Below are 19,365 nucleotides of genomic sequence, written 5' to 3'. Positions count from 1 at the left end.
GGCGAGTTACAATTGGTTAAAGATTTGAGGATTAATCTTTTTGTTGATGAAGCTCAATTTTTTTCTAACCATTAACCTTGTGCCAAGCAACTGTATTATTCCAAAGTTCGCAATTTTGAGGTATTTTTTGCGAAAAAAATTAAAAATGTTATTTAAAATCACAATTAAGGCTTTTTAACAGCGAAGCCAAATTTTGTATTTTACTTGTTTAATAATACTTTTTCGGTAATTGGCGCTTTCCCTTCTGCCATTATTCTGATAAAATAAGTGCCATTTGGATAAGTACTTAAATCAAAATAGACTTCTTCGTTGAGATTGGTACTTGTTTTTCTACCAAGGTCTTTTCCTGTAAAATCTATTAAATGAAATGTTGCGGGATAAGTATTTTTAATAAAAATATAATGGTTGGCTGGATTTGGGTAAATCACAGCCGATTTACTTTCTTCATTGCCTGTAACCGTAAATTTTGTTGTTCCTTTCAAAAATCTTAAACCTCCAGAATTTGTACCAACAATAAAGTCTGGAATTACATCGCCATCTAAATCGCCGACAGTAATTGAAAGCATTCCGCCTAGTTTCAGATGTTCGTGTTTCCCTGTAAAATCATTTAAAATACCAGAAGTATCTTCTTTGAAAAGGTCTTGACTTTGTTCAATAATATTTTTATAAATCTTAAACGTGCCATCACGATTTCCTGTGATAAGTTCTACTTTTCCATCGCCATTCAAATCGGCAACTGTCAAGGAAACATTGCCTGAAAGATAATCAGAAGTAAGTCCGCCGAGTTCTTCTTTCGTTAAAACATAATTTGGATTTTCGTTACTTCCGTTATTTTTATGGAATTCAATTCTTCCACTTCCTTTTCCGATGAGTAAATCTTTTTTGCCATCATTATCTAAATCGAAAAACAAAGGGGAATCTCCATTTGATAAATTATTGATTTTAGGTAAAGTGATAATTTCAGAAAGTTTCAGCGAAAAAGCTTGGTTTCTAGGCGCACGATTTGGAATGTACTGAATCGTCATGCCATTAAAAGTATTGGCAGTAAAACCAAAATCTTCTGTGCCGTCGCCATTCATATCAGTCACAAATGGTTTGATTTCAAATAATTGCTGTGCTTTTGAAAGGTCTAAGAAATCAGCCGTTTTTAATTCAAAAGTATTATTCCCTTTATTTTCATAAAGAGTAATATTGGCTCTATAACCTGTCTCACCACGATTTCCTGCATTGCCAACTAATAAATCTTTATCGCCATCACCATCAATATCTACTAAAACTGGAGAAGTATTTTCTCCCAAATCTACCATTGTGTTTTGTAAGAAATTACTTTGTTGATAAGTAAGTATTGGTTTATTGTTTTGACCTGAATTTTTGAAAAACCAAGCTGAATTTTGATAATCAACTGTTTGAAGCGCATTATCATAACCATTTGGTGCGGCGATAACGTCTTTAATTCCATCAAAATCTAAATCTTCATAATAAATCGCAGGGAAAACGGAGAAATCTATGGGTTTTTGATTTGGGAAATAATAATCTGCTTTGGTGAAAATGGTTTGATTCAAATTTCCATTATTACTCAAAGCAGCAACTCTGTTGGCTGTAACATGTCCGTAAAGAGCATCTTTCAAACCGTCGCCATCTAAATCTATAACCAATAAAGCATTTCCAGAATGTTCTACTTTTTGGCTACTTGCATTTCCATTTCCACCAACTGGCGTATTACTTCCGCAATCTTGATTAAAACGTGCATCTTCAAAATGTTCTTTGAAGAAATTTCCCCAGCAATCGCCAACTCTTTTAAATTCTAAATGCGAATTGTCTTTATAATTTTCTTGGCTGAAGTTTTTATGAAAGAGTAAAAAGTTTCCAGAAGAATCAAAAGCGATGATGTCTAAATCTCCATCATTATCAATGTCAACAATGGCAGGAATATCCGTTGAAGCCGTGTATAAATTGATTTTTCCTGAATAACCAGTACTGTAAAGTGGGTCAGTAATGAGTTGCCAAGCGATTTTATCAGTAGAAATATTTCTATAAACCTTGATTCCTGCTGGCGTATAAGTGAAAATGTCTTTTTTGCCATCTGAATCATAATCAACCATCAAAATCCAATGTTGAATACTTGGAAATGCACTTTCAAATTCTGGGGCATATTGCCAAAAGTACTTTCCAGCATTATCTTTTTTGGCTAAAAATGTAGAAAGTTTAGAATTGGTTCTGTCGAAAACGACTAAATCTTCAACGTTATCATTATCTAAATGACATCTTGAAAATTGCGGAGCATTAACACCTCCTGCAAAAGCATTTGGTAAAATTTGTCCATTTTGGATAATTTTGAAAGTATTATTGTATTGAAAGGTAAAGTTTTGAGCAAAGCTTTTACCAAGATTTGACAGTAATAAAAGTAAAATTAATTTTTTCATGTAATATTTGTCGAAAAATCCTGAATCTCACATTTGAGGTACACACATAACGAATAAAATGATGATTTCGCTTACTGAATTATATCAAAAGTATAAAGAATGTTCTGGTGTTTCTACGGATACCCGTAAAATTGAAGAAGCTTCTATGTTTTTTGCCTTGAAAGGTCCCAACTTTAATGCAAATGCTTTTGCCGAACAAGCCATCGAAAAAGGAGCAAAGTATGCAGTTGTTGATGATGCCCTTTATGTAAAAAACGAGCAATACCTTTTGGTAGAAGATGGACTGAAAGCCTTACAACAATTAGCTAATTTTCATCGAAAACAGTTAAATATCCCCTTTATTGGTTTGACGGGTTCTAACGGAAAAACCACGACTAAAGAACTAATCAATTGTGTTTTATCAAAAAAATATCGTACTTACGCAACACTAGGAAATTTGAATAATCACATTGGTGTTCCTTTAACGATTTTGGCAATTGATGAAACGATTGAAGTAGCCATTATTGAAATGGGAGCGAACAAACAAGGTGATATTAAAGAATTAGTAGAAATTGCAGAACCAACACATGGATTTATCACCAATATCGGAAAAGCGCATTTAGAAGGTTTCGGTGGAATGGAAGGTGTGAAAAAAGGGAAGGGTGAATTATATGATTGGTTGGGTATCCATAACGGAACAGTTTTTGTCAATGTAGCTTCTGAACCAACTTATGAAATGATTCAGCCATACAATTTCAAAGAAACCATTGTTTATACTTCTTTGGAAAACCAAGCTTTTGAAAAAGTCGTAAATATTGTCGAAGAAAGTCCTTTTGTTGTTTTCAAAGATGCTTCTGAAAAACAATATACTTCTCATTTAACGGGTATTTACAATTTCCAGAATATTTGCGCAGCCATTAGAATTGGGCAATTTTTTGGAATTGAAACGTCTGTAGCTTGTCAGGCTGTAGCTGATTATGTTCCCAATAATAACCGTTCGCAGTTTATTCAAAAGGGAACAAACATGGTTTTGATGGATGCTTACAATGCCAATCCTTCTTCAATGTCAGCCGCTATTACTTATTTTAACGATTTGAAAGTAGGCAAGAAAATGGTGATTTTGGGCGATATGTTCGAACTTGGTGAAGAAGCTAGCGCAGAACATGAAGCCATCGGGAAATTATTGTTAAACTGTCATTTTGATTATATTCTTTTAGCTGGTCATTTGATGGAAAGCGCTGTGCGAGTTTTGCCTTTAATGAAAGTACATTATTTCCCAGATAAATTTGGTTTACACAATTGGCTACAGGATTATCCCGTTAATGATACTCATATTCTTGTAAAAGGTTCAAGAGGTATGGGATTAGAAAGTGTGTTGCAATTTTTGGGTTAATAGAATCTCATTTTGTAGGATAACATTACCGTTTAATCAATATTCAAGATAGAGTGAAAATGTTGTATTATCTTTGAGGGATTTTAAAAAACCAAAACGTTATTTTTAAAACTTATCCATTTCATCATGAATAATTTATCAAGCGAAGAATCAAATCCTAAGCCCAATTCAAATAATGTTTTAAAAGCTGTGTTGGCATTAGTGGCTTTGATTGCGGGTTGTTTGGCTTATATGCTTTTTGAATCAAAACAGACATCGGCGAATCAGCAAGAAGTAATCGAAACGAAAGTAATAGAACTGGCTGATACCAGAGTAAAGTTAGATTCTATCACGACGCAATTGGAGTCTCAAATTGCTGAAGTAACAAAACTAGGCGGAGATGTTGCTGAATTGGAAAAAGCAAAATTAGCTTTAGAAAAAGATAAAAAAGAGTTAAACAGCCGCTATGCTTCTTTAGAAAACATCAAGGATAATTACGCAGAAAAAATAAAAAACTACGAATTAATTTTGATTGCTAAAGAAGCTGAATTGGTACAATTAAGAGAAGAAAATTCTCATTTAACCAATGAAAACTCTACGCTTAAAACAGAGAAAAGTGGTTTGGTTAAAAGTGTAGAAGAAGCAAGAGCGCAAAACCGTGAAGTATCTTCAATCAATAAAATTCTGACTGAAAAGGTTACTCGTGCAGCAGCCTTAAAAGCAGAATCTATCAAGATTTTGGGTGTTACTGATAAAGGAAAAGAGTTTGAAGATAATCGTTACAGATCGAAGAAATTAGGGAAAATCAAGATTTCTATTCAACTATCTAAAAACGACCTTACTGAAAAAGGTAAGAAAACCGTATTAGTCAGAATACTTGACCCAGATGGTTATACGCTTTTTGATACAGATTTAGGTTCTGGTAATTTTGAACATAATGGACAAGACTTAGCTTTTACCATTAAAAGAGATTTTACTTTCGATAATGAAAATCCTCATGCTGATTTTTACTTTGATCGTGGTGCTCCTTACAGAGCAGGAAAATATACGGTAGAACTTTTTGCCGAAGGCTTTAAAATTGGAACAGGAGGTTTTGAAGTAAAATAAAATCTAAAGGCTGGAATCACTTCCAGCCTTTTTTCTTTAGAGGTCAACAGATAAGTTGTATGCTTTTTTTTTGTCTTTCCAGTAGAACGTCATTTGGTTATTTTTAAATGACACTACTTTAAATAATGTGTTTTTAATGCCTTTAGCTTTGCCTCTTACATAGACAAAACCATTTTCTTGATAGAAATCTTCAATGGTAAATGTTTCAGGTAAAAATGGATTGCCTTCTATATCTGTACTGTTTCTTCCTGCATAATAATTAGCATTTACGGTGAAGGTCTTTTTGTTATTAAGTGTAGCAGTAATATCTTCAACTTTGGGAATACTGTTTGAATAAACAATTCCTGTTAGAATTGTCTCTGTTGCTTTTCCAGATTGATATTGTCCACCAAACTGATTGCCGACCGTATTTTGGTCTAGCATATAAATTACATTGCCACCTAACAATGCTGCTTGAATTTTTAGCTTTTTGAAAGCTCTTTCTTTTACAGTGGTAATGTTAGAAAGAGTAGTTGTGCCAACTGCTTTTGAAAATACTTCATCCAATTTGTACAAGCCTTTCGTTTCAGATTCAACATGTGTGAGTGCTACTCTTTCAAAATCAAAAACATTTCTGATTTCACCTAATGCCAACGATTCTTTGAAGAACTGTACTCTACCAGATTTGAAAGAGATTTTCTGAACAGCATTTTTGTAAATAGAATTGAGGACAGTTTCTGATGGATAAGTGAATTTAATGACATCAGGAGCAATTTCCTTTACTTCTGCTAAAATGAGCCCTTCATTTGAAAAGATAGAATCTACAGGTACTTGTTGTGCCAGAGCCGCATTGGTGGCTAAAGTGAGGAGGGAGAGATTTATAATTTTCTTGAACATAAGCTTTATTTTGATGATTCGGAATAATGACAAGCGAAAGGCTTTTTACCCTGATTATGACAATGAATTATCTTTTGAATCATTGATTATAAGCATTGTTTATCTGTTTTGATGAAGACTTGCAGAATGGGTAATCTACTAGAACGGATGAAATTAGTAGATAATATTTCTTTATATTGAATCTGAAAAGATATATTATCTATTTTTTCAGAATAAGCAGATAAATCGCAAAACTTATTCTGAATCATTTTTAGATTCAAGGAGAAAGATGTTAATTTTGTGTTATTCTAAGAAAATTGAAATTTAAAACATAAAAAATAAATGTCAACTGGAACACAACAGTACGTGCCTTACAAAGTAAAAGACATCGCTTTGGCAGAATGGGGTCGTAAAGAAATACGTTTGGCCGAAGCAGAAATGCCAGGTTTGATGGCACTTCGTGCAGAATATGGTGAATCTCAACCTTTGAAAGGGGCAAGAATCGCAGGATGTTTACACATGACTATCCAAACGGCTGTATTGATTGAAACATTAACTGCTTTAGGAGCAGACGTTACTTGGTCATCTTGTAATATTTTCTCTACACAAGACCACGCTGCTGCTGCGATTGCTGCTGCTGGAATCCCAGTTTATGCTTGGAAAGGTATGAACGAAGAGGAATTCAACTGGTGTATTGAACAAACACTTTTCTTCGGAGAAGATCGCCAGCCTTTGAACATGATTTTGGATGATGGTGGTGATTTAACCAACATGGTATTCGATGAATATCCTGAATTGATTGAGGGCATCAAAGGTTTATCAGAAGAAACTACTACGGGTGTTCACCGTTTGTATGAGCGTTTGAAAAACGGTACTTTATATTTACCAGCTATCAACGTTAACGACTCTGTTACTAAATCTAAATTCGATAACAAATACGGTTGTAAAGAATCATTAGTTGATGCAATCCGTCGTGCTACCGACTTAATGTTGGCTGGTAAAGTAGCGGTTGTAGCAGGATATGGTGATGTTGGAAAAGGTTCTGCTGAATCTTTACGTGGTGCTGGTTGTAGAGTATTAGTAACTGAAATCGACCCAATTTGTGCTTTACAAGCTGCAATGGACGGTTTTGAAGTTGTTCCAATGGACGAAGCTGCTACTCGTGCTAACATCTTTGTTACAGCAACTGGTAACTTACGCATCATTCGTGAGCGTCACTTCAAAGCAATGAAAGATAAAGCTATCGTTTGTAACATTGGTCACTTCGATAACGAAATTGACATGGCTTGGTTGAACGGAGCTTACGGAGATACAAAAGAGCAAATCAAACCACAAGTAGATTTATACAACATCGACGGAAAAGACGTAATCGTTTTGGCTGAAGGTCGTTTAGTAAACTTAGGTTGTGCAATGGGTCACCCATCATTTGTAATGTCTAACTCTTTCTGTAACCAAACGTTGGCTCAGTTAGAATTATGGACAAATACTGATAAATACGAGAAGAAATTATATATCCTTCCAAAACATTTGGATGAAAAAGTAGCTCGTTTACACTTATCACACATCGGTGTAAGATTAGAAACTTTAGAAGCTGAACAAGCAGAATATATCGGCGTAACAGTAGATGGTCCATACAAAGCGGAACATTATCGTTATTAAGAATTTGGATTTGGTTTAATATTAAAGCCTCCCTATCAGATTTTTCTGATGGGGAGGCTTTTTATTTAAGGGTTGTTTTAGGGTATTGTAGTTTTACTTTAATAAATAGTTTGATGTTTAAAAATAGTTATGTATTTTCAAAAATAAATCTGTGTAAAACAATTGATACCAACGAATTCAGATTTATACTATATAAATTCATAAAGAAAAACTGAGAGTGTAGGATTATATATTCGTTGGCGATTATTCTAATGTCAGAAAAATCACTTTATAAAGATACCTTTGATAAAATCAATGAAAAGTTTTTAAAGTATTATAACTTTGAAAGTAAATCTATTTTTGACTTACTTGCAATGGCTTCTTTTATTAAGGCTTTAGAAATAAATATCCTGATTAATCAAAATGTAAATAGTGAAAATTCATTTTTGTATTTAAGTAATCTTAGAGGGACTTGTGAAGAACTTATATCGTTAAAATATTTAAAAGAAAAAATCAATGAAGCTGATAGAAACGACCTTATAATTAAGCTTTCTCAAGTACAGTTGAGCAATGATATTGCAAAACAATTTAGTTTTCTCCAAAAGTATAGACCTTTTCAGCCGACACTAAACGCTGAAAAATTAGAGACTCAAAACGAAAAATTGACTGCCATAAACGAAATTTTACATAGGAATGGTATTAAAACAAAGAACAAATTACCCCCAACTGAACAGTTAGCTTTAGCAACAGGACTTTCAGAATTTTATGAATTCATGTATCGAGCCAGCTCGACATTTGTACATTTTAACCCTCGTACAATGATGAGAACGGTTTGGTATGACAACAATAAGACATTCAATTTTTCAATTTCTAATTTCAATAGCTACTATTGGGATTTCTCGTCTTTTTATGGTGCATATCAATTTCTTATTTTATACAAAGAATTAAAGGAAATTGTCGATCCTGCCGATGTTATTAATGTGGAAATTATGGAATTGAAAAAGACCTTTAAGTATCGCTCTCATTATCCAGAAATTGTCACTTACGAAGAGCTTAATATTGATAGACCTACAACTAAGTGGACAGTTTTAAACTCGCTTTTAGATGACCAGCTTTTTGAATAGAGACATAATTAAAATGAATTTTTACACCTTATCGCCCTTGTTGGTATTACTTCACCAACAAGACGTGCGTGAGCAAATCATCAATTATGCATTTTGCCATATTTTGCAGGTCATATAGAAATATAGTAAGAATATTAATCCTCTTTTTCCCTCAGATTATAAATCCTTTTATCTTTACTTATACTTGGCATCTCGAGGTATCTTTCAGAATATTAAGAAGAGTAATCTTTTAAGACGATAATTTAACAGAAAATGAAAAAAGTAACAGGCATTGGGGGCATTTTTTTCAAATGCAAAGACCCTAACAAAATGAGAGATTGGTATAAAACTCACCTTGGTTTAAATACCAATGAGTATGGAGCAACCTTTGAGTGGAAAGAAGAATCAGATTCCACTAAAAATGGTTCTACACAATGGAGCCCTTTTGCCGAGAAAACAAAATATTTTGAGCCTTCTACAAAAGAATTTATGATTAATTATAGAGTCGCTGATTTGGAGGGATTGGTTGAAGAATTAAAAAAAGAAGGGGTAACAATTCTTGACAACATAGAAACGTATGATTATGGCAAGTTTGTTCATATTCTTGATATGGAAGGAAATAAAATTGAACTATGGGAGCCTATTGACTAGCTCTAAAATCGAATGGATTCGTTATAACAACACCCATGAACAAACACATTTATACAAAACTAACTTTTGGCGTATTAACGATTTTGGGATTAATAATATGTTCCCCTAAGAACTCTGTTGGACAAGTTAACGCTAAGCCAACCATATCATTTACTTTTGATGATGGTTCTATCGATGATATCGGCTCATATAAATTAGAAGTGTGGAATCAACTATTGCTTGATAATTTGAAAAAGCATAAGCTGAAAGCAATCTTGTTTTCGGCTGGAGGTAATAAATCTACTGCTAAAGGTAAATATGTATTATCATCTTGGAATAATGCTGGTCATTTCATTGCTAACCATACCATTTCTCATCCAAATTTAAACAGTAAAAACATTAGCCTTGAAAGTTTCAAGCTTGAACTTACCCAAAATGATGCAATTATCAACAAGTATTCAAACTACTTGCCTTATTTTAGATTCCCTTACTTGAAGGAAGGTAATACGCCAGAAAAGGTTAATGGCTTTAGGCAGTTCTTACAAGAAAAAGGCTATAAAAATGGACACGTAACAATTGATGCTTCTGATTGGTATGTTGACAGCCGATTAGTTAAAAGACTTAAAGAAAATCCTAAGGCAGATATTACAGGCTTTAGAGAGTTTTATAAACAACATCTCTTCAATAGAGCCATTTTTTATGATTCGCTTTCATATCAAATGACTAATAGACATATCAATCATGTGATGCTTTTACACCATAATTTAGTAGGTGCATTATTTCTGGACGACCTAATTCAACATTTTAAGGATAATGGTTGGGAAGTAATTGATGCAGATAAGGCTTATCAAGACACAATTTTTCAAACAGAGATTGACAATATTCCAGCAGGTGAAAGTTTAATTTGGGCTTTAGCAAAAAAGTCTGGGAAATTCAATAATGTTCTAAGGTATCCTGCGGAAGATGGAGATTACGAAAAACCTCTTATGGATAAATTAGGACTTTGATAAAATCTCACCCTTGTAGGTGTTTTTCATCTGTCGCCAAAACTACCCCTACTATATATCCTACAGATAAAGCAAGCAATCGAACAAATACCCCCATCTGTCGAATTTCTAATATTATTCTAAGTTTATTTTGCAATTTGCCGACATATTTAACTATTTAAAAATTGCATAATGAATATATCTTTATTATCCAAAAGCATAAAAATAACCGCATCGGCTTTGCTTTTTAGCTCGCTTTTCTCTCATCTTTCTTTCGCTCAAAATGCTCCAGAAGAAAACAGATTTACGAAAGTCGTTTTAGCAGATAAGCTTGACGAACCGATGGAAATGACACTCTTGAAAGACGGAAGAGTACTGTTTGTTGAGCGAAAAGGTGCTTTAAAACAATTTGACCCAAATACAGGAGCTATCAAAACTTTAGCGACGATTCCTGTGAATACCAAGTACACCAATGCCAAAGGACAAAAACGTGAAGCCGAAGAAGGCTTAATGGGTTTAGTTCACGACCCAAATTTTGAGAAAAATCATTGGATTTATATGTACTATGCCGACCCAAACAAAACGCAACATGTATTAGCTCGTTGGGAATTAAATGGGGAAGAATTGGTGGAAAGTTCTAAAAAAGTAATTTTAGAAGTACCAACCCAAAGAGAAGAATGTTGCCATACAGGCGGAGGAATGGTTTTTGATAAATCAGGAAACTTGTTCTTGACAGTTGGAAACAATACTTCAAACAGTGGTTCGGATGGTTATGCCAATCTTGACGAACGTAAAGGCTGGGAGTATTGGGATGATCAACGTGGTGCAGGAAATACCAATAGTTTAATAGGTAAAATCTTAAGAATTACGCCACAGCCTGATGCTTCTTACACGATTCCCAAAGGAAATTTATATGAAACTTTGCCTAATAATGGCGATGGTTTGGTAAAGAAAGAAGTTTACACAATGGGACATCGTAATCCGTGGAGACCAACGATTGATAGCAAAACGGGTTATTTATATTGGGGAGAAGTTGGTCCTGATGCTTCTAACGATGGCGAACAAGGTCCAAGAGGTTATGATGAATTTAACCAAGCTAAAAAAGCAAGTAACTTTGGTTGGCCATACTTCATTGGCGACAATAAAGTATATACAGATTGGGATTTTGAAACGAAAAAAGCTCGTCCAAATTCAAAATATGACCCTGCCAATCCAATCAACGATTCTCCGAACAATACAGGTTTAAAACAATTACCTCCTGCACAAAAAGCCTTTATTTGGTATCCTTATGGTATTTCTGAAGATTTTCCTTTGGTTGGAAGTTCAGGAAGAAGTGCTACTGGTGGCCCAGTATTTCGTAAAGCTGATTTTCCGAATGGACAAAGAGTTTTTCCAAGTTATTATGAAGGAAAATGGTTGATTACTGATTTCATGCGTGGCTGGATTATGTCGGTTACGATGGATGAAAAGGGAGATTTTAAATCTATGGAGCGTTTTATGCCGAGTACTGATTTCGGTAGTGCGATTGATATGGATTTTGCTCCAGATGGTGATTTGTATGTTTTAGAATATGGTTCGGCTTGGTTCAGAGGAAACGATAATGCTCGTTTAGTAAAAGTAGAATACAATGGCGGAAATCGTATGCCGAAAGTGGTAGCTTCGGCTAATAATTTGACGGGAGCTGCTCCATTAAAAGTAAATTTCTCTTCAAAAGGAACAATCGACTATGACGGTGATAAATTGACTTATTTATGGGAAATTAAAAGCAAAGCTGGCAAAAGAGTTCTAAGAACAGAAAACCCAAGCGTAACTTTTGATAAAGCAGGTACTTACAATGTAACACTTACGGTAAAAGATACTAAAGGCGAAGAAAACAGCGAATCTTTAGAAGTAAAAGTAGGGAATGAATCGCCTGCGGTGGCTTTTGATATTAAAAAAGGAAACAAAACTTTTTACTTCCCGAACAAAGCGATTGAGTACGAAGTAAAAGTAGCTGATAAAGAAGACGGAGATTTGAAAAATGGAAAAATCAAACCCGACCAAGTAGCAGTAAGTATTGATTATTTAGCAATTGGTTATGATAAAATCGAAGCTTCACAAAATCATCGTGGCGTTGATGCCTCAGCTTTTGCTTCAATGGGCGAAAGAATGATGAATAAAAGCGATTGTAAATCTTGCCACATGATTGATAAAAAATCTGTTGGTCCAAGTTATCAAGATGTAGCAAAGAAATATAAGGGTGATACAAAAGCATTAGATTATCTTTCTAAAAAAGTAATTGCAGGTGGTGGCGGAGTTTGGGGAGACCACATGATGGCGGCTCATCCTCAGATTTCACAAGCAGAAGCTAATATCATCGTTGAATACATCTTGAATATCAACGAACCTAAAACGGCTACTTCATTGCCTACCAATGGTTCATATATGACTAAAATTCCAGAAGGTAAAAAAGAAAATGGTTCATATATCTTGCGTGCAGCTTATAAAGATAAAGGCACGAAAGTAATGAAATCTTTGGCATCTGAAGACCTTATTGTATTGAGAAATGCCAAATTGAATCCAGAATTGGCGGATAAAGCTAAAGGAACTCAATTGACCATTACGCCAATGCGTTCGTTTTCATTAGTTGGAAATAATGCTTATTTAGGCTACAAAAACATTGATTTAAACGAAATCAGTCAGATTGAATTAACGGCACAAGCACAAACAAGAGTAGGAGCATCAGGTGGTTTTGTGGAATTGAGATTAGATTCACCAACAGGTGCTTTAATCGGTAAAAGTGAAACGATTGAACCTCGTGAAGTGAGAATGGGACCTCCTCCAACAACGGCAGCTTCTACAAATGGACAAGTTGCAGCAACAACTCCACCAGCGAGACCAGCTCCTAATTCATTAAAAATTGCAGTTCCAGCAAACTCAGGACAACATGATGTGTATTTTGTCTTTAAAAATGATAAAGCAAAAGATTCACAAATTGTAATGTCAGTGTCGGCGATTGAATTTAAAAGTACTGAGTAGAACTAAATTATAATTCCCAACCCATAAAAATAAACCCAAGTTTTGTGATTTGTTCAGCATAACAAATCATAAAGCTTGGATTTTACTGTTTTTTCGCCCTTGTTGGTCTAGGCAAAACTTGTCACAAACATAAACGAAAGGGAAATTCAATTAAACTTTTTTGACGCTATTTTTTTTAGTATCCAACTAAATAATGCAAAGCCAATGGATAATTCTAATAAAAAAAGTTCTAAAGCAAAAACTCCTACAGTGAAAGATTTTCCATTTTCATTTTGTAAATAAAAATACATGCTCCACATAGTGTAAAAAAAACAAATGGCAAAACATACATAGAAGCTAAATAGTATCCAAAAGTGATTACTCTTTTGGATACTTTTCCAATGGTAATATGAGAAAGTCCAGCAGATGAGTACAACAAGAGTTGTAATAAAAATGTCAATCATATATTATAGAATTCGTTAAATGGATTTAGAACTTAAATAAACGTTATTTTCTTTGGTATAAGTCTTTATTATACTTTTTTCTTTATGGAAATAGAGATAAAAGTATTGGAAAAGAATGTTTAGTAGTATGTACTTTAAAAGTATAAATCCCGAAGGGATGTCATTATTATAGCAATAATAGAAACGTCTTTAACAGAACCCTGAAAGGGTGATATGACGTATTCTATAACATAAAAAATAGATTAAACAATCTGCAAATCTCAGTTGTATCACTCCTTTGGAGTTATTGTTTTGTATAAATGTATTTTCTATAATCCTGTCATCCCTTCGGGATTTTATACTGATGCCATTGTTAGAATTTTTCTCTAACAATATGAATATCAATAATAAACCTATTTGTAAATTCATTATGTTGATGCGTTCCCGCCTTTGTTGGTGTTTTTCACCAACAAGCCTTGCGTCAGCAACTCGCCAATTAACAATCTTCAAGATAATGAGTTAAGAAATCAAACCCATCAATTTGTTTTTCCGCCTTTGTTGGTATTTTTCACCATAGCCTGACGGCTGGAGATAACTCCAACAAGGGCAAAAAACGAGGAGATAAGTTATATTAATAATTAATACAATAGCATTATATTTGTATAAAAACTCAATATTTAATGAATCAGACTTTTGACAATTGTAGATTAAAATTAAATCAATTAATAGAATGGAATCAAGGTGTCAAAACATTTAATAGAAATGAAGATACCACAAGATTTCATCTTATTGATTCTATACTAACAGATTGCTTAAATTGGGATAAATCTAATATAGAAACAGAACAATCTTATAACGGAGAATATGCTGATTATACTCTTTCAATTGCACGACCAGTTGCAATTGTCGAAGCAAAGAGAGAAAGTAATTATTTTGAAATACCAGCAGGAAAAAAAGATATTTATTACTCTATAATATCTTTGTGTAAAGATAATATAGGACTAAAAAAAGCAATAGAACAAGTTGCAGATTATTGTCAAAAAAGAGGGGTAGAAATTGCAATTGTATCAAATGGAGTTCAGTTTGTAATATTTATTGCTGTTAGACTTGATGGAATACCTCCGCTACAAGGATATTGTATCACATTTTCATCTCTAGAGCAGATTCAGAATAATTTTTTAGATTTCTGGAACTACCTTTCACCATCAGGGATAGAAGCAAAGAATCTTAAAAATAAACTTTTAGGAAACATATTGCCAGAGCTGCCTCCTAAACTTTCTTCGAAAATAAACGGCTACCCTGGTGTAAAAAATAGAAATTCACTTCAAACAGATTTACAAATACTTAGTGACCTTGTACTAGAAGATATTGTAAAATATAAAGAATTAGAGCCTATATTTCTTAAAGAGTGTTATTGTAGTGCTGGAGCAATATCAAATTATTCAACTGTAAGCAGAGAAATCTTGAAAACAAGATATGAAAACTTATTTGAAAAAAATTCAGAAAATATTTCTATTAAACCTGCAATGTCAAAAGCAGGAATTGATAGAGACTTAAAATCAATTGCTTCACAAAGTATAAGTAAGCGTCCAATACTATTAATAGGTGATGTTGGCGTTGGCAAATCCTCTTTTATAAACAATTTAATTAATGTAGAAGCAAAAGATGTATTTGAAAAGTGTATTACATTTAAAGTTGATTTAGGGACTAAAATTATTCTTCAATCAGATATTAAAGATGCAATTGTAGATGAAATAATTAGATTGCTTGATGAAGAGTATAGTATAGATATCTATGAATATAATTCAGTAAAAAATACTTATTTTGGTGAATATGAAAAGTTTAAAAAAGGTATTTACAAACCTCTATTTGATGTGAACTCAGAAAGAGCAACAGAGAAGACGATAGAGTTTTTTGAAGAAAAACAAAAAAATAAAATTCAGCATTTACAAAAGTCTTTGTCTCAAATTGCTAAAAGCCAAAATAGACAGATTGTTATTTTCATTGATAATTGTGACCAGAGAGATTATAATACTCAACAAACTGCATTTCTCATATCTCAAGAAATTGCAGATAGCTGGCAACCAGTAACCGTATTCATTTCTTTAAGACCTGAAACATTTCATAATTCTTTAAAGAAAGGTGCATTAAGTGGTTATCATCCAAAAGCATTTACAATACCTCCACCAAGAGTAGATTTAGTCATAGAAAAAAGGTTAGAATTTGCTCAGAAAATTTCTAATGGGGAATATACTTTATCTCAATTTGAAGGAACCATAGGTATTAATTCACAGAATTTAAAGGAAATGTTACAAGTTCTAATTTATTCATTAGATACCAATAGTGAATTATATCGTTTTATTGAAAATATTTCATGTGGTAACATCAGATATGCAATAGATATTGTTAAAAATTTTCTTGGAAGTGGGCATATTGATACTCTGAAAATTCTTAGAAAGAATTCAGAAAATATTCAAGAAGGGAGGAAATCTTACATAATTGCTTTGCATGAGTTTTTGCGTGCTGTAATCTTTGGCAATGGAGTGTATTTTCATCCAGAAAGTTCCTACATAGTTAATCTATTTGATGTACATTATCAAGAAGAGAAAGAACATTTTTTACTTCCAATAATTCTAACGATTTTAGATCAAGGTATAAACTCTATTAAAAACAATGGATTTATTGAAGTGATTTCTTTATCAAACCATCTTCAGGGAGTTGGTTATACAATTGATCAAATAGATACATCATTAAGTTATTTAATTTCTAAAAACTTAATTGAACCTTCTACTCGTGGTATTTCTTATGACAAAGATAAACTTCCCTCTTCACTTAGAATAACTACCACAGGCTCTTATCATTTACATTTCTTACCAACAATGTTTACCTATATTGACGCAATTATAGTAGATACTCCAATTTTTGATAAAAAAATTAGACAACTAATTTTAGACGAAGAGAGTATTCATAAAAGGTTAATTCGCTCTGAAATTTTTATTGACTATTTAGATAATGTATGGGATAAAATTAAAGAAAAACAAAATTTTTATGATTGGAATATTCATTCAAAACAAGTTAAATTTGAAATTAAAAGAATCAAGAATATTATTGGATTAGATTTAACTTGATAAGGAAAACATTAAAAGGTGCTTTATTAATGGTATTAATATCAATAATATAATTTTTATAAAGAATTTGAATAAAACTATTATTAGGCATATTAATGAATAATGCACCAGTTTAATTATTAAATTTTAGTAATACATCATCAAAAAATAGCTCAACTCCTTTCCTTTCAAATGACGACTTCAAAATCTCTTTGAGCTAGAGCAACGAAATAATTCAAACTTTAAAGGTTTTATTACACGCTTACAGAGTCATTTTGCATCCTTACAATGCTTTATTGCAAGCTTACAAAATCACTTTGTATCCTTACAATGCTTTATTGCAAGCTTACAAAATCACTTTGTATCCTTGCAATGCTTTATTGTAAGCTTACAACGTCATTTTGTTGACTCCATAATTTCATTGTAAGCTTACAAAATGATTTTGCGTACATGCAATGCTCCATTGTAAGCTTGCAAAATGATTTTGCATACATGCAATGCTTCATTGTAAGCTTACAAAATGATTTTGCGTTCATGCAATGCTTCATTGTAAGATTACAAAATACTATTTTAAAACTATTTTATTGCTTTTAAGGTCATTTCTGGATGATTTTATTGTTTGTTTATCTCTTTGTAAAGAATATTTGATTTGACTTTTTTTGTTTAAGTATAGGATAAAACACAAGTCAAAATACCGTATAATAAATAATTAATAAAAAAATCAGTAATCTCTTTTATCTGAAATAGTTTATTTATTATCTTTAAAACGTGAAGAATGACTCAGTTTTTTAGAGAGATTAGTATCGGTATTCCTATTTTTTTTAAGAATTTACAACTATATAATCCCCACCAATATGTCCACAGTAAAAGTGATTATCAGTTTTTCTAGGCTTAGAGACGACGATTTAGACACGCAAAGCCAAGTTATTATCAGCAAACTTACAGGAAATGTAAATTTTCCTAATCCCATTCCAACTTTAGCGGAAATTACAGCAAGCAGAAATGCTTATGTAGATGCTTTGATTGTGAGTAAAACGGGTGGTAGGCAAGAAACACTAAAGAAAAACCATGCTCGTAAAGAGTTGGAACAACAATTGGGTTTGCTAGCCTTATACATTCAAGCTAATTGTAAGAATGATGATTTGATTGCACTAGGTTCAGGTTTTGAAATTCAGAAAAGTAAAGCACCGATTGGTATCTTGGCTAAGCCAAGTAATTTTAAGGTTGAAAACGGACCATTAGCAGCTAGTTTGTATGCAAGTGTTGATAAAATAGAAGGGGCGAAGTCGTATCTTTTTGAGATTACCAAAGCTCCTGTAACGGAAGATAGTATATGGCAAGTAGAGTCATCAACTGCCAAAACGTTTTTGTTTGAAGATTTAGTAGCGGGTACACAATATGCCATCAAAGTAGCAGGCGTAGGTTCTAACCCTAAAAAGGTATTTTCAGATGTATTATATAGGTTTGCTCAATAAATGTTAAAGGTTGAAAGTGCTTACTCAGTGTTTCTTTTTATGATTAGAGACACTGAGTTTTTTATGAGCATTGTTTTGTTTTTTGTTACCATGCTTTTACATCAATTACTCATTATTAACAGTCTTCAAGACAATGAGTTATAGGACTAAGCCTATCAACTCGTTAGGCTATTCTGTTGATTTGTTGTTGCTGCTTGTCAAGTTATAGATAATATCAAAGAGGGCGAAAAAACTAAATAAAAGCAGATGCCAAAATATTAATTATGTAGAAAACCTTAATAGTTTTCTACATAATTAATCACCTTCCAAGCAGACTTTTCAATGAATTTTACGATAGGATGTTTTTCTTTTGGAGGAACAGTATAAATGCCATAAGCTGGAATAATCCCTTTTAAATCGTTAAAATGGTTTTTGATTAATTCCGTTCTATATTCTTTAATAATTTGCTTCAAAGCCTTCTGGCTTCTATTTTTGGGTAATTTGAAATGCTTAGAAATTAATGTTGGTTTATCTGGATTGTAACCACTAAAATGAAAGAAAACCAATGGAGTATTTTGGTTCACGAAGTACTTTCCATCAACGAAATTTAATTCACGTTCCTGTAAATTCCAATAAGCTATATTGAGCGAAGGATTATAATCTACCAATACTTTTTCGTAAAAGACAGGTACAAAATTCAAACAAAGTTGGTCGGCTCCCATGCCTTTACAATAGTCGAGATAACCATATTTGTTTAAATGCGTTTGCCACCAATCTAAAAACTTCAAAGAATTTTCAGTACGCTTGAAAGCTATAAAGCCCGCATTGTACAAACCTGCATTTAAGTATTGTTTTTCGTTCCAACGTTCAGAAAGAGGAATGGCTTTCGTGATATGTGGTGTTAAAATAATATCATGTTCGTCAAGATTTTTTTCAATGCCAACAAGTGAATCATATAGATAAATATCTGTATCCAGATAAATCAATTTTTCTAAAGAAGGATAGCTTTTTAGCAAATAAAAGGCAAAAATAGGTTTGAAAGCACAAGCCAATTCGATGATGCTAAATTTTTGACTATACTCTTCTAAAGCAGGAAAGTTGATACTTTCTACAGGAAGTATTTTGTATGGAATTGGGAAATTAACCTCAGGCATTTTATCGGTAAGACAAATGATTAATTCATAATCAGGATTTGTCTTTTTGATAGAATCACCCAGCGAAAAAGCTTGATATAAATAACTAGCAGTACAAACGGTATATATTAATTTCAT

12 protein-coding genes are annotated in these 19,365 nt (G+C 32.8%); 9 read left to right on the top strand and 3 right to left on the bottom strand.

Features of this window, described 5'->3' with window-relative positions; all coding sequences use genetic code 11:
* Positions 1–200: 200 nt before the first annotated feature.
* Positions 201–2,423 (bottom strand): FG-GAP-like repeat-containing protein, encoded by a 2,223-nt coding sequence (locus tag ABID42_RS09075; protein WP_367283389.1) that lies wholly within the window; start codon positions 2,421–2,423, stop codon positions 201–203.
* A gap of 58 nt (positions 2,424–2,481) precedes the next feature.
* Here ABID42_RS09075 and ABID42_RS09070 point away from each other — a divergent pair, with 58 nt between their 5' ends.
* Both ABID42_RS09070 and ABID42_RS09065 read left to right on the top strand, forming a co-directional pair.
* Positions 2,482–3,795, top strand: a complete 1,314-nt coding sequence (locus ABID42_RS09070; RefSeq protein ID WP_367283388.1) for a UDP-N-acetylmuramoyl-tripeptide--D-alanyl-D-alanine ligase — start codon at positions 2,482–2,484, stop codon at positions 3,793–3,795.
* A gap of 126 nt (positions 3,796–3,921) precedes the next feature.
* Positions 3,922–4,881 carry a DUF8428 domain-containing protein gene (locus ABID42_RS09065; protein WP_367283387.1) on the top strand — a complete coding sequence of 320 codons (960 nt, stop codon included), beginning with the start codon at positions 3,922–3,924 and terminating at the stop codon, positions 4,879–4,881.
* Between the two features lie 36 nt (positions 4,882–4,917).
* On the opposite strand, the gene ABID42_RS09060 is transcribed toward ABID42_RS09065, so the two are convergent.
* A complete protein-coding gene (locus ABID42_RS09060; protein WP_367283386.1) occupies positions 4,918–5,757 on the bottom strand; it encodes a hypothetical protein in 840 nt (279 codons plus the stop codon).
* Positions 5,758–6,078: 321 nt separating this feature from the next.
* Here ABID42_RS09060 and ahcY point away from each other — a divergent pair, with 321 nt between their 5' ends.
* The 7 genes from ahcY (at position 6,079) to ABID42_RS09025 (ending at position 18,115) form a co-directional block, all read left to right on the top strand.
* Positions 6,079–7,395 (top strand): adenosylhomocysteinase, encoded by a 1,317-nt coding sequence (gene ahcY / locus ABID42_RS09055; RefSeq protein ID WP_367283385.1) that lies wholly within the window; start codon positions 6,079–6,081, stop codon positions 7,393–7,395.
* Positions 7,396–7,646: 251 nt separating this feature from the next.
* Positions 7,647–8,498: a DUF5677 domain-containing protein gene (locus tag ABID42_RS09050; protein ID WP_367283384.1), complete on the top strand. Its 852-nt coding sequence runs from the start codon at positions 7,647–7,649 to the stop codon at positions 8,496–8,498.
* A gap of 252 nt (positions 8,499–8,750) precedes the next feature.
* Positions 8,751–9,128, top strand: a complete 378-nt coding sequence (locus tag ABID42_RS09045; RefSeq protein WP_367283383.1) for a VOC family protein — start codon at positions 8,751–8,753, stop codon at positions 9,126–9,128.
* Between the two features lie 35 nt (positions 9,129–9,163).
* Positions 9,164–10,114 (top strand): polysaccharide deacetylase family protein, encoded by a 951-nt coding sequence (locus ABID42_RS09040; protein ID WP_367283382.1) that lies wholly within the window; start codon positions 9,164–9,166, stop codon positions 10,112–10,114.
* A gap of 171 nt (positions 10,115–10,285) precedes the next feature.
* Positions 10,286–13,111 carry a PQQ-dependent sugar dehydrogenase gene (locus tag ABID42_RS09035; RefSeq protein ID WP_367283381.1) on the top strand — a complete coding sequence of 942 codons (2,826 nt, stop codon included), beginning with the start codon at positions 10,286–10,288 and terminating at the stop codon, positions 13,109–13,111.
* Between the two features lie 1,102 nt (positions 13,112–14,213).
* Entirely contained in the window at positions 14,214–16,661 is a 2,448-nt protein-coding gene (locus ABID42_RS09030) for a P-loop NTPase fold protein (RefSeq protein WP_367283380.1), read from the top strand.
* Positions 16,662–17,494: 833 nt separating this feature from the next.
* Entirely contained in the window at positions 17,495–18,115 is a 621-nt protein-coding gene (locus ABID42_RS09025; RefSeq protein ID WP_367283379.1) for a hypothetical protein, read from the top strand.
* 275 nt (positions 18,116–18,390) lie between these two features.
* Here the strand turns inward: ABID42_RS09025 and ABID42_RS09020 are convergent, their stop codons facing one another.
* Positions 18,391–19,365 (bottom strand): hypothetical protein, encoded by a 975-nt coding sequence (locus ABID42_RS09020; RefSeq protein WP_367283378.1) that lies wholly within the window; start codon positions 19,363–19,365, stop codon positions 18,391–18,393.

It is taken from the genome of Arcicella rosea (assembly GCF_040543805.1).
In the GTDB taxonomy this organism is placed as follows: Bacteria; Bacteroidota; Bacteroidia; order Cytophagales; family Spirosomataceae; genus Arcicella; species Arcicella rosea.
This window is presented reverse-complemented; position numbering and strand designations above follow the sequence as displayed.